Genomic DNA, 12922 nt, shown 5'->3' with positions numbered 1-12922 from the left:
GTTTAGCTAATAAGTCGCAAAGCAAAGGGATAACGATATTCAACGCCATCATTGGCTTTGATACAGGCGACGATAATCATGATTAACCAGACGACGGCTAACAGAGGCAGCAAAAATACGCCAATAACCACAAACATAAGCAAAAAGCACAATAAGCCGAGCAGAGCCATGGTGATGTTAAAATTTAACGCTTCTCGGCCATGGTAATTGATGTAGGCAGACTCGTCCTTTTTGATTAACCACATTACTAGCGGTCCGACGATGCTTCCAAATGGAATGATTAATCCAGCAAAGGCTGCAAGGTGGCAAAACATTGCATATTGACGCTCATCGGCTGTTGGGCCTTCATTGGCTGGCGTAGCCGTCGGTTGTTGTGGAGCTTCCGCTTGAGCTTCTTCTTGCGGCTGAGCTTGATGATCGTTTTGTTCAGTCATTTTATACTCTCCAATGTAAGATGGACTCAGTTTAACCAAACTTATCCGACGAGTCAGTATAATTATCCCCTTTTCAATTGTTGCCACGTTGATTAGTATGGTGCGTTAACGCCAATTAGGCGTAGAAAGAGATAATAAAGAGTTTTTATGTACGAAAGTTTTTTTGGATTGAAGGATCGTCCATTTTCTATCGCGCCAGACCCGCGATTTCTGTTTATGAGCCCGCGGCACAAAGAAGCGCTCGCGCACTTGGCCTATGGTATTCGCCACGGTGCTGGATTTGTATTGTTAACCGGAGAGGTAGGCACCGGAAAAACCACGATTTGCCGACAAATTCTGCGCAAATTACCCGAAAATACTCGGTTGGCTTTTATTTTGAACCCAATGCTCAACGCCAAAGAGTTGCTCGCAACCTTATGTGATGAGTTGGGTATCGATTATGAAAAGGCAGAGTACAGCCTGAAAGATCTAACGGATAATCTGACGCGCTTTTTGCTGCAGTGTCATCAAGATAATATTAATGTGGTGTTGATGATCGATGAAGCGCAAAATTTGCAACCGGAAGTTTTAGAACAAATTCGGTTATTGACCAACCTAGAAACCGACCAAAAAAAGCTTTTACAAATTATTTTAGTTGGGCAGCCTGAACTTCAAGAGCTTCTCGCGCGTAAACAACTCCGTCAATTGGCTCAGCGAGTAACCGCTCGATATCACTTGCGACCGCTGAATCAACAAGAAACCGCATTATACGTGCAACATCGATTGCGCATCGGTGGAACAACGCAAGCACTCTTTAGCAAGCAAGCGTTGAAAAGCGCCTTTCGATTTTCTGAAGGCATACCGAGATTGATTAACAACCTTTGTGACCGCGCATTGATGGCTGCTTATAGTGAAGAAAAAAAGATAGTTGCTGAAAAGCATGTTCTAGCTGCCGCAAAAGAAGCGATGCCTTTGGATGTTGTTGAAGCGAGTCGTAGTCGACGAGGTCTCGTCTTTGGCGGGATTGCTGCCGGCGTTTTGGTGCTGGTTAGTATGGGTGTTGCCGTCGGCTATTGGCTGAGTAGCAGCGAAAGCAGCAGCAATAGTCAACGGCCTATTGAGCAACCGACCATTCGCTCAGTTTCTAAGAATAATCATCAAGAGAGCATTCGAGCAGGTGGTATCGAACCTTCGTTAATGGATCGCAATGAAATATACAACACCATTTTTAGTGGACGAGATGATCAAACTGGTGGTTGGTCTGAAGAGTTTTTAGCGCAGCGTTGGCAACTGAATTACAAAAGAGTATCACAGGGCGACTTTTGTCAGTTTGCAGATGACTTTCAACTGAAATGCGAAACTGGGTATGAAAACTGGAAAACTCTGCTTGAAATGAACAGGCCAGCGAATCTATTGGTTGAAAATAATGAGGGGGATACGAGTTGGTTGACTTTGCATCGGGTTAAAGGCAATCAAGTTGAGATAGAAACTCAAACTGGACGACGTTGGATTAAAGAAGACTTATTGTTATCTATTTGGACTCGCCAGTACCAAATGTTATGGCAAGCGCCGCCCGGATATTCAAAGCCAATTAAAAAAGGCGACGTAGGAGACGATGTTCGTTGGCTATCTGAGCGCTTAGCGTTTTTATATCCAGGAGAAGTTTCTTCAACTGAACAACAATTTACTCAAATAGTTGAAATAAAACTTAAAGATTTTCAATTACGTTATGGGTTAACGTCTGACGGTATTGCGGGCATGAACACGTTAATAAAATTAAATACATCAACCACTGCTGGCATGCCAACTCTGAGGTAGTCCGTTTATGTCAATCTTATTGAATGCACTAAATAAAGGAACAGATGACCAATCATCAGACGATATAGATGAGTTGATCGCAAGTCCTTTAGAAGAAACGCCAGAGCGATCGAGTCAAGGCACTAGATTTAATGTGCTGCATGGATTACTACTTGCTATCGCGTTAATTCTTGTGGTGATTTGTTATCTGTTATTCAAACTGCTGTCTGAATCAGAAAGTGCGAGATCTACTGTTGTAAACGTTCCATCCAGTTCAACGCAAAGCAATTTAGAAACTTCATCGATAAACAGTAATTTAGATAATAAAACTAACGTTACAAATACTGCCTCCACTCAATTGATGAAAGAGGTGAATGAAACCTCTCAATCAGAATCTGTAGGCAATGAGCAAGAAACCGTCGTGCTTAATCCATCAACGAGCAATGATAAGCGGACGAATGTTGAGCGTGGCACTGCTAGTAGCGATGAATCAGAACAATATATTGAAAGCTATCGACCGAAGCGTTATGCCTCTGAAAATACATCGAGTCAAACTCGTTCAGATACTATTGAGTCATCGTCTAACTCCAGAACCTATTCAACGGAAGTTGAAAATAGAAATACTCCTCCTAGCCGCGAGTACACTTCGAATTTGCGACAAGATCTTCCGGTTAGAGAAAAAGACGAATTAACACAAGTTCAATTATTAATGGTCAATGAAGTTGTGATAGATGCTCATATTTACTCAGAAGATCCTTCTCAGCGGTTTGTTTTTGTCGGTGGGGAAATGAAAACCGAGGGTGACCAAATAGTTAATAGTTGGTTTCTCGAATCAATTGAGCCCAAAGGGGTGATAATTAATAATGGCGTTTTAAGAGTAAGACTCAATCAATAGTCGGAAATTTAAACATAATAAGAGTAAATCGCTAATTTATAGGTGATAAGAAGGAGCGAATAATGAAGTTTTTAAAAGTTGCTATCATTGCTTTGGTCGTTCTAGTGGTTGTTATTTGGGGCGGCGGGTACTTTTTAGAGCCTACGTATAAAGTTTCTCGCGAAATTAAGATCGCAGCTCCAGCTGAAAAAGTTATGCAGGAGATCAGTGACTTCTCTCGCTGGCAGAAATGGGGCGTTTGGTTCGAGCGAGATCCAAAAATGAAAATAACCATTACTGGCGATGCTGGAATGGTTGGTCATTCTTCTAAATGGTCGAGTGAAACTCAAGGCAATGGCCAGATGATTTTAACTGCCATCAACAATGAAGAACTTACCTATGATTTACTCTTTCCCGATATGGGAATGCAGTCTATTGGCCGAATGTCACTAACAGAGTTGCGCGGCGAAAACGGTGAAGCCGAAACTTTAGTAGTGTGGAGTGATGAAGGTGATGTCGGTACTGATATTGTTAGTCGTTACTTTGTATTATTTATCGATGAGTTAATGGGACCTGACTTTGAGCAAGGCCTTACTAATTTGAAAGTACTGACCGAGAAAAAAGAAGGGTAATCGAAGAAGTCAATGCCTAGGTAACTTTAGCGTTAGTGCTCATGGCTAAATTCAATGATGGCTTGAGCACTGATTGGTTTACTAAAGTAGTAACCTTGAATTTCGTCGCACTGGTACTCGTTAAGCAGTTCGAATTGTTCTAGCGTTTCAACGCCCTCTGCAACGACTTTTAAGTTTAAGTGTTTTGCTAGATCGATAATCGTACGCACAATGGAACGGTCAGCACCGTTGCTACTAATATTATCAATGAACGACTTATCAATTTTTAACTTGTCTAATGGGAATAATTTTAAATAGGCCAAGGATGAGTATCCTGTTCCAAAGTCATCTATTGATATTTTAAAACCACGACGATGTAATTGCTTAAGTATTTCCACTGATCGTTGAAGATCATGCATGAGTAGACCTTCGGTAATTTCTAGTTCGACACTTGATGATGGAACTTGATGCTTAGCAATCGCTACATCTAACTGTTCGATGAAATCATGATGCAAGAACTGGAATGGAGAAATATTAATCGCGCAGGTTATTTGACTCAACTTTTGTTGACGCCAAATCGCAATTTGTTGACAAACTTGATCAATAATCCAACTGCCAATTTCTATTATTAATCCGCTCTGCTCAGCAACAGGAATAAATTCAGCCGGAGATACAAATCCCGAGGTAGGATGTTGCCAACGGATAAGCGCTTCAACGCCCATTATTTTTAAAGTTTTAGTATTTATTTTTGGTTGGTAAACCAAGTTAAACTGCTGGCTGTCTTTTGCAATACGTAAATCTGTTTCCATTTGTAATCGCTGACGTTCACGATTTTGCATGTCGTCACTGAAAAAGCAAATTTGATTGCTTCCTGTTTTTCGAGCTGTGGTATAGGCGGCATCTGCATTTTGCAAAAGCTGTGAAAATTGATGTCGACTTTGTAGGTTATTTGAAACGCCAAAGGATAAATGAAGATAGAAATGTCCATGACTGTTAGCAATAAAGCTTAAAAGGCTTGATTGCACTTCTTGAATGAGCCTAGGAGTCCAGTCGTCAATCGCTTCTTTTGTTGTTGATTTCAATAATAGAGTGAATTTAGCTCCAGTAAAGCGATATAGCTTCGCTTGAATATCTCGCTCTGGGAGCATGCTTAATGAAGTTTGAATGCGTTCTTTAACTGAATTAAGAATTTCATCGCCAACTTGATATCCATGGGTTGTCGTTATTTGACTAAATCGATCAATTCCGATGACGACGAGTGCTAGCAGGTGGCTTTCCGCTTGCTGTAGCCACTCTATGCCATCGAGCTCCATTCGTCGCCGGTTGGGTAATGACGTTAGAGGATCATTAAAAGCTAGAAATTCGAGTTCTCGCTCAGCCTTTCTTCTTTGTGTAATGTTTTCTAAGTATAAGGTAAATGTTTGAATGTCGTTGTGTTTGTGGATTGTTGCTAAGAAGTCCAAATCGTGCCGATTAAACTGCCAACTTAAATGGGATTGACTGATGCTTTTCAATTCATTGATTTTTATTTCAACCTGCTGAAATATTGAAGGGAAATTAATCGCGTCTTCGAGTAATTCTGCCGCAGGATTTAAGTAAGTAATATGGCCATTCCAGTCTAAACTGAGTACGGCATTAGGGTTACGCTCAACAAAATGAGCGAGCTTTTTTTTCTCAATCGCTTCCTTAAAAAAGATGGACAGCTGATAGCCTCCAAAAATAGCGATTCCGATGATAATCATTGAATAAATGATAACGAGATTCGACATAGTATGAAGCTGCTCTGAACTAAGCGTTTGAGTCACCTTCAAATCTTCTTCGACTTGCAACGATAGCTCCATGAGTTGAGGTCGTATCATGTTTCCTAAGTTGGTCATATCAGAAAGAAGAGCTCTAGATTTGTCCCACTGCTCGGGGTAAGTACCTCGTGTTAACTGAAACAGCAAATCTTCAGACAGTTGTCGTTGTTGGTGGATGTAATCCTTAATTTTCGATAGAACCGACGCATCAACAGAGTGCAAAGCTAATGCTGAGAGCTGTTTATCAACAAGGTTTTGATTTTGTGATTGGTTGCGAGTGAAAGTTTGAGCATCTTGGGTTGCATAAAACTCATAATTAATTCGTTCATGCTCACTCAATGCTTGCTCTATTTCAGATACAGCATGTAAAACGGGCAGTTTTTCGGATAGTAAAGCCGTATTGTTGGTATCGACTTGTTGACCTTGGTAATAGATCTTATACGAGAGAGCGACTCCTGCAATCGTTATGAATAAGAATACACCAAGCAAAGACCCTCGTGACACAAACATGTAATTAACCAACTATTTGTCGCAATATCAACTTTAGGAGAGTTAAGTATAGAAGAGTTACTATAAATTGAAAATTAGGCTTATGAGTGTTCGTTTAAAAGCTTCAGTGTGGCGAAAAAACTCCATTATCCAACGATTGGATTGTCTCGAACGAGATTTCTTGGCAAGCGGTTTTTAAGTTTGTTTTGGATGGGCTTTACGACGCCTAAAGGAAAATCATTGTAAAATGCAACTGCTTCACTTTTACTTGCTTTCTCGCCGCTAGTGATTAAGTCTATACCGCGATAGAAGTCTCGAGTTGTATCGTCATCTAGTGACATTCCTTTCTTTTGAAAAGTTTCGCCGAAAGCCATTACAAAATCATGATTCAAACGGTCTCCATTTTTATGAAGCTCCACAAGCTTTATTCCTGCACGAGAAATTCGCATAGATTTTGCTACCTTAAAGGTCAAAGGAGGGAATAGCCAAAGCGTATTCTCTCTTTGCCAAATATAGGGTTGATTCGCTTGTACGTCGAACGACGAGAGGTTTAGAAGTAGTTGCTCTAGATCGTGTAGCGTTTTTTTATTGGGGCGTGTAAATGGCCACTTTTTGGGAGGTGAAACCGATGGCGATGCTGATAGCGTTCCGGATTTTTTAAAGGCCGCTACAAAAAATCCCTCAGAATCAAATAGGTGAGGAAAAACATGTAGATACCCTTCTTTGGTAGCGCATTGCCCTGCGGACTCAAACAGTCCATCAAGTGGTTGTAATTTGATATCGTCGTAGGTTTGGAGTAGATGTTCACACACCTGTTGATTTTCTTCGAACGACAAGGTGCAGGTAGAATAAATTAATGTACCGCCAGGTTTTAATGCTGCATAGGCACTGTCAATAAGTTGTTTTTGTAAGTGTGAAATTTTCTGTAAGGCTTGTGGTGACCAATTTTGCAAAGCATTTGGATCTTTCCTAACGGTACCTTCTCCACCACAAGGTGCGTCGAGTAAAATTGCGTCGAAGAACTCAGGTGCTTGCTCACCAAAGCTTCGTCCGTCGAGGTTAGTTAGAATCGTATTGCTAGCGCCACACCGTTGGAGGTTGGCATGCAATACTTTAATTCGGCTCGCTGAAAGTTCGTTAGCGACAATACTGCTGCCTTTACCTAACAGAGCAGCAAGTTGGGTTGTTTTTGATCCCGGGGCTGCTGCCATATCAAGAACTTCTTTGGCTTCAGGTTCAAGAAAGTATAACGCTTGCGCTGGAAGCATAGAGCTAGCTTCTTGAATGTAGAAGAGACCCTGTAAATGCTCGACTAAATTGCCAAGTTGAAGTTCTTCGACACGGTCTTGAGTTATCCAGAATCCATCGTTACACCAAGGTATGGGCTCTAACTCGAATCCCTTTTGTTCGAGCCGTTGACGAAGCTCAGTGGTGGTGATTTTAAGTCGGTTGACTCGGATGGATTTACGTAAACTTTGATTTGAAATCGCTTCAAACCTTTCCATTTGCTGCGAATCAAATTGCTGTTGTTGTTGAATATGTGCGAGATATTCAGGAGTGAGAACCGACATGACTCTTGACCAAAGAGATAAATTTAGCGGTTATTGTACTGCTCAAAGGCAGCCGCGCCAAGTTTGAGCCTGCTCTAAATGATCCAAAAATAATTGATTAGCGACTTTTCTACTATTGCTTAGTTGTTCTTCAGTCAATTGCTCAAGAGAAAGTTTGAGTCGCTTTTTGACGTAGCTGTACTCTTGCAAGTAATTTTCGGGAGAGGCATAGCAACCGGTCTTTAAAATGGTTAGATGATAAGTTTGCCACGCGTAATCTTTTTGCCATTGACCTTCTTTTTCATAAAATTGCGACAACTGTCTAAGAGCTCCATTCGAGCCTAGCTCAGCCGCTTTCTCTAGCCAAATTTCTCGAGAGCTTTGCGTCACGCTCGGATTGTCGAGGCACAGTTTCTGTAAGCAATAAGCCATGGCATTAAATACCGTCTCATCAGGTTGTGGAAGATTGTCTAACAGTGCTAAACCCTGTTGCACATCTAAAGGATCATCACTCATTAAAAGCATGGCGGTTAGACTATTGCCTAAGAAGTTATTTGGAGACTCTTGAAACGCATGAAGGAGGAGGTTTTGAGCTTGCTGCTTATTGAGATCGCGCATTTGTCCAAACACTTGAGCTAATGCCGACTGATTACGCGCCAGTAACTGTGCTCGTTGTTTTTCGATGGCATCAGGGAGCGCTATTTCTAGATCGTTGCAGTTTTGTTGCATTCGAAGTGACGCATTCGACCGTCGAGTACGAAATCGCGAAAAGAATTCAAGCTCTGACTCATTCAGTTCCTTTTTTTCATGCTCCTCGAGGTTAGGGGTCTCGGCCAAATATCGTCCATCATAAACAATGGCTGAGCAGGTGATTTGAATCAGTTCGTTGGCCAGCAAATGATAAGGGTTTTCTGGTTGCGACTGTAAAATTCGAATGGCCGATACTAAATCTCCACTGTCGAGATAAACTTGTACGCCTGGCGGTAAGTTGAGTTGTCGAAATAAGCTACGTAACTCCCTAAAATAATCAATCGGTAGATCGTATACATCGGTCAGCTTTACGTCGTCTATCGGTAATACAGGGAGCGTTTGGACAGTTTCTTTTGTGATGGATGTAGGACTGTTCGCGTTGGTTTCTTTCTTTAGAGGTTGCCTCTCAACTAAAGCCGGTGGACGTGTCTTGTGCTCTACTTTTGAATTGATAGGACGATTATAGAGCCAAAAGTAAGACGCGACTGACAGCAATAATAAGAGGATGACAAGGACCCATCGAGTTGTCTTGCTGTTATCGGTGTTGTTTTGCTGCGTTTGGCTCATGAGTTTGGCTACGAAACCTCTTAATCTATCTGATTTGATTCATTAAAACGCCAGTCACAGGTTAAAGCATAGCAGTTTAAAAGGAAGGTTTTTGTGCACTAAATAGTAATCTTAGCGTTAATTCGTTCTCGATATTCTTGATTAAACGGGGCTTCTAGAATGGTTATACCTGTATAAGATTACTTGAATAAAACCTGATTACTGTTCAAACTGTGCCGATCTAAAGTGAATATTGGTAGAAATATGTCGGTAAAGAATCTAATTGATAATAATATCGCTTGGGCAAACTCGATGGTTGCTGAAGACCCTGAGTTTTTTAAGCGGTTGTCAGAGCAGCAGCAACCAGAGTATTTATGGATTGGTTGTTCTGACTCTCGGGTTCCTGCAAATCAAGTCGTTGGCTTAGCGCCGGGTGAGCTGTTTGTTCATCGAAACATAGCCAATGTAGTTGTGCACACTGATTTTAACTGTATGTCAGTGCTGCAGTTTGCGGTTGAAGTACTTAAGGTTAAGCACGTTATTGTATGCGGCCACTATGGTTGTGGTGGTGTACGTGCTGCACTTGGCGAAAATGAAGTTGGCTTGGTTGACGCTTGGCTGACGAATATCAGAGATATTTACTTCAATAATGAATCGAAGTTAAGTCACTTGTCTGAACGCGACCGCGTGAATAAATTATGTGAATTGAATGTAATTACTCAAGTGTACAACGTCGCAAAAACCAAAATTGCTCAATATGCGTGGGATCGTGGTCAGCAATTATCGATACATGGTTGGATTTATGGCGTGGCAGATGGCTTAGTTAACGACCTTAAGGTTACTCAGCGAAATCGCAAAGACTTACATAAGATCTACCATCTCTTTGAAACCACATCATCTACTCGACCGAACATTCCTTTCAGTCCGGTTGAATTTGGGTCTAAAGACGGCTAGCCGTATCTCGATTGAATCTTTGGCGACCTTGCTCCTATGGTGGAGAGTAGGGTTGCCATCGCTAGCTTGGTAATATTACCCGGTTGAAATACAGAATGTTTACATCCAGAAACATTTGTTCGAACTTTGAACAAACGATTCACTCTATAATTCATCGCATCGAAAACTCGCAAGACGTTTCTGAACCTTTAAGGATATGTACATGACCAAGACTTTTAAGCTCAGTTATTTGCTTATCGCGGCGACTCTAAGCGCTGCTACCCTACAACCGGCATTTGCATCGAAAGTTGCACCGCAGCCTGTTATTGCCAGTCCAGCGGACACCCGCAGCTATGAAGCCATGACTTTGAAAAACGGCATCACGGTTATGCTGGTTTCTGATCCGAGCGTTGATAAATCAGCGGCTGCGTTAAGTGTGGGCGTCGGTTTGCTGCAAGATCCGATGACTCAACAAGGTATGGCGCATTATCTAGAGCATATGCTTTTTATGGGCACTGAACGTTTTCCTGATCCAAAAGGCTACAACGAATTTATGAGTAATCATGGTGGTTCGTCGAATGCTTATACATGGCTTGATATTACAAACTATATGTTTGAAGTAAACAATGATGCCTATGACGAAGCACTAGACCGGTTCTCAGATTTCTTTAAAACACCCAAACTTTATCCTGAGTATACCGATAAAGAGAAAAATGCGGTCAATGCCGAATGGTCTATGCGCCGTGAAATGGACTTTTTTGGCATGTTTAAGCTGAGTCGTTCTATGATGGGTGAGCATCCAGCAAATCGCTTTTTAATCGGAAACTTAGAAACGTTAAGTGATAAAGAGCATGCAAAATTACATCCTCAAACCGTTGAGTTCTATAACAAATACTATTCTGCCAACATTATGAAAGTTGCTTTAGTCAGCAACTTACCATTAGCAGAAATGCGAAAAATGGCAGAGAAGCATTTCTCAACGATTAAAAATAAGAAAATTGATAAGCCAAAAGTTACTGCAAAAATTGACTTTAAAGCGCTAGGCGGCAAACGGATTCATTACGTTCCCAATACTGATATTAAACAGTTGATGATTGACTTTACGATTGAGAATAATAGCGATGACTATGCCGTAAAGCCAAATCAGTATCTTAGTTATATTATCGGTAGTGAGATGCCTGGGACTCCGGCCTACATTCTGAAGAAAGCCGGTTTAATTTCATCACTTGGAACCGACGCGAGCCCAAGTCAATACGGAAATTATGGCCAGTTCTCAATTACCGCAGAATTAACTGATGAAGGTATGAAGCATCGAGAAAAGATTACTCAAGTAATCATGGCTTACATTGATAAAGTTAAAAAGCAAGGCGTTGATAAAAAGTACTTTAAAGAGATTAAAACCTCGTTAAATAATCAATTCCAGTTCTTAGAAAAAGGAAGCGCGTTTAACTATGTGTCGAACTTAACAGCACAGATGCAGAACTACCCGACTCATCGAGTCATTGCTGCTCCTTATGTCTATGACACATTCAGTGCTGATGCAATCAACAAAGTATTGCAGCAACTGACGCCTGAGCGTTTACGTATTTGGTACGTAAGTCAGTCGGAGCCATCGGATCAAAGCATGCATTTTTATGATGGTAAATATAAGATCACCGATATTCCAGCAAAAGAAATTGCTAGCTGGAGTAGTAAGCCTGACTTTGAACTTGCCTTACCTAAAGTGAACACCTTGTTGCCAGAGTCGTTCGTGTTAAAGACAACCGATTTAGGCGACATGACTAAGCCGACAGTGGTGCACGACAAAGATGGTATTAAAGTTTGGCAATACCCGTCACAACAGTTTAAGCAGCAGCCGAAAGGGGTTTTACGTGTTTACATCAATAGCCCTTTACGTCAAAAAGACATCAATGGTCAGGTTCTCTTCTCACTTTGGGCCGATATGTATGATCTGAATCAAAGCGCTCTGATGACCGAAGCATCGATAGCCGGTATGCAGCTAAACCTACAACCGGCTAACGGTTTAGAATTATCGGTGAGCGGCTTCACTGATAAGCAACCTGAATTGTTGAAAAAAGGCCTTGATAGCTTGGTGTTTGATGTCAAAGCCGATGCATTTAATCAAGCGGTTGATCGCTATGTTCGTGGGTTGAAAAATCAAGAGAAGCAATTCCCAATTTATCAATTGTTCGGAAACATGCGTTCGTTAATTGCAAGCAGTGGTTACAGTAATGATGACTTAGTAAAGGCTGCGCAAGCGCTAAAGCCTGCTGATTTAAAAGAGTTCATGCAGCAAGTTATGGCGAATAATCAAATCCGTATGTTTGCTTTTGGTAACTACAACAAACGCGATATTGAACATTATGTAGAGCAAGTCGCCGAGTCATTACCTGAAAACCATAAGGTAACCAATTACGTACAGACTCGCTATTGGAAACCTTCTGAAGGTGAAGTGCTGGCCCTTAAGAAAGATCTCGATGTATCTGACGTTGCGGTTTTAGATATGCACGTACACCCTGAGCCAAACTTGAAACATCAAGCCGAAGCTCGTGTGTTGCAAAGTCACCTGCGTACTCAAACGTTTGAAACCTTGCGCACTGAAGAGCAGTTAGCTTATGCCGTAACGGCCATCACCCCAACGATTAAAGACTTTGTTGGTGTTGGTTTTGCGATTCAAACGCCGGTCAAAGATGTTGAAGCAATGCAAAATCGATTCGATAGCTTTAAACAGGAGTATGCAAAGGTTCTAGATAAGATGACCGCAGACGAGTTTAATAAACTTAAAGAAAGCGTGTTAATTGAACTTAAAGAAGCGCCGAAGAACTTAGGTGAAGAACAAGCGCCTATGTTGAGTGATTGGTATGAAGAGAAATTCGACTTCAATACGCGAGAGCAATTGATTGCCGAGGTTGAAAAAGTGACTTTAGCGGATGTTAAAAATTTCTATCAGCAAACGGCGTTGAATCCAAAAGCGGCTCGTTTATCGATTCAGCTTCGTGGTCAGAAATTTAATGAAAAGCCATTCGCTAAGCTGAAGAATGAGAAAACCGTTGATGATTTAGCAAAGTTTCATTCAGATGCTGATTATCAATAGTTAATCGTTCTGCTAACGATAGTAAAAAGCCAGGCTCGCCTGGCTTTTTTTATGCTTAAAATAATA

9 protein-coding genes are annotated in these 12922 nt (G+C 41.3%); 5 read left to right on the top strand and 4 right to left on the bottom strand.

The window, feature by feature from the left end; all coding sequences use genetic code 11:
* Positions 1-2: 2 nt before the first annotated feature.
* A complete protein-coding gene (locus tag Q9312_RS10135; RefSeq protein ID WP_309200724.1) occupies positions 3-434 on the bottom strand; it encodes a DUF4870 domain-containing protein in 432 nt (143 codons plus the stop codon).
* Positions 435-581: 147 nt separating this feature from the next.
* On the opposite strand from Q9312_RS10135, the gene Q9312_RS10130 reads away from it, so the two are divergent.
* The 3 genes from Q9312_RS10130 (at position 582) to Q9312_RS10120 (ending at position 3716) form a co-directional block, all read left to right on the top strand.
* The gene (locus tag Q9312_RS10130; protein WP_309200723.1) at positions 582-2231 is read left to right on the top strand and encodes an ExeA family protein; all 1650 of its coding nucleotides are present in this window, start codon (positions 582-584) and stop codon (positions 2229-2231) included.
* 7 nt (positions 2232-2238) lie between these two features.
* The gene (locus Q9312_RS10125) at positions 2239-3105 is read left to right on the top strand and encodes a general secretion pathway protein GspB (RefSeq protein WP_309200722.1); all 867 of its coding nucleotides are present in this window, start codon (positions 2239-2241) and stop codon (positions 3103-3105) included.
* Between the two features lie 62 nt (positions 3106-3167).
* On the top strand, positions 3168-3716 hold the full coding sequence (locus tag Q9312_RS10120; protein ID WP_309200721.1) for an SRPBCC family protein: 549 nt from the start codon (positions 3168-3170) through the stop codon (positions 3714-3716).
* A 32-nt stretch (positions 3717-3748) separates the two neighbouring features.
* Here Q9312_RS10120 and Q9312_RS10115 read toward each other — a convergent pair whose 3' ends face one another.
* From Q9312_RS10115 to Q9312_RS10105, 3 genes are all read right to left on the bottom strand, one after another.
* The gene (locus tag Q9312_RS10115; RefSeq protein ID WP_309200720.1) at positions 3749-6004 is read right to left on the bottom strand and encodes a putative bifunctional diguanylate cyclase/phosphodiesterase; all 2256 of its coding nucleotides are present in this window, start codon (positions 6002-6004) and stop codon (positions 3749-3751) included.
* A gap of 125 nt (positions 6005-6129) precedes the next feature.
* Complete coding sequence (gene rsmF / locus Q9312_RS10110; protein ID WP_309200719.1) at positions 6130-7554, bottom strand: 16S rRNA (cytosine(1407)-C(5))-methyltransferase RsmF; 1425 nt, start codon at positions 7552-7554, stop codon at positions 6130-6132.
* Positions 7555-7596: 42 nt separating this feature from the next.
* Entirely contained in the window at positions 7597-8850 is a 1254-nt protein-coding gene (locus Q9312_RS10105; RefSeq protein ID WP_309200718.1) for a hypothetical protein, read from the bottom strand.
* 243 nt (positions 8851-9093) lie between these two features.
* On the opposite strand from Q9312_RS10105, the gene can reads away from it, so the two are divergent.
* Both can and Q9312_RS10095 read left to right on the top strand, forming a co-directional pair.
* A complete protein-coding gene (gene can, locus Q9312_RS10100) occupies positions 9094-9783 on the top strand; it encodes a carbonate dehydratase (RefSeq protein WP_309200717.1) in 690 nt (229 codons plus the stop codon).
* A gap of 202 nt (positions 9784-9985) precedes the next feature.
* Positions 9986-12856 (top strand): insulinase family protein, encoded by a 2871-nt coding sequence (locus Q9312_RS10095; protein WP_309200716.1) that lies wholly within the window; start codon positions 9986-9988, stop codon positions 12854-12856.
* The last annotated feature ends 66 nt before the right edge of the window (positions 12857-12922 follow it).

The organism is Pleionea litopenaei (genome assembly GCF_031198435.1).
GTDB lineage: Bacteria > Pseudomonadota > Gammaproteobacteria > Enterobacterales > Kangiellaceae > Pleionea > Pleionea litopenaei.
This window is presented reverse-complemented; position numbering and strand designations above follow the sequence as displayed.

Bases quoted from the DNA above. Each gene is read 5' to 3' on its own strand.
- Q9312_RS10120 (WP_309200721.1), top strand. From the start codon at position 3,168: ATGAAGTTTTTAAAAGTTGCTATCATTGCTTTGGTCGTTCTAGTGGTT.
- Q9312_RS10115 (WP_309200720.1), bottom strand. From the start codon at position 6,004: ATGTTTGTGTCACGAGGGTCTTTGCTTGGTGTATTCTTATTCATAACG.
- Q9312_RS10105 (WP_309200718.1), bottom strand. From the start codon at position 8,850: ATGAGCCAAACGCAGCAAAACAACACCGATAACAGCAAGACAACTCGA.
- can (WP_309200717.1), top strand. From the start codon at position 9,094: ATGTCGGTAAAGAATCTAATTGATAATAATATCGCTTGGGCAAACTCG.
- Q9312_RS10125 (WP_309200722.1), top strand. From the start codon at position 2,239: ATGTCAATCTTATTGAATGCACTAAATAAAGGAACAGATGACCAATCA.
- Q9312_RS10135 (WP_309200724.1), bottom strand. From the start codon at position 434: ATGACTGAACAAAACGATCATCAAGCTCAGCCGCAAGAAGAAGCTCAA.
- rsmF (WP_309200719.1), bottom strand. From the start codon at position 7,554: ATGTCGGTTCTCACTCCTGAATATCTCGCACATATTCAACAACAACAG.
- Q9312_RS10130 (WP_309200723.1), top strand. From the start codon at position 582: ATGTACGAAAGTTTTTTTGGATTGAAGGATCGTCCATTTTCTATCGCG.
- Q9312_RS10095 (WP_309200716.1), top strand. From the start codon at position 9,986: ATGACCAAGACTTTTAAGCTCAGTTATTTGCTTATCGCGGCGACTCTA.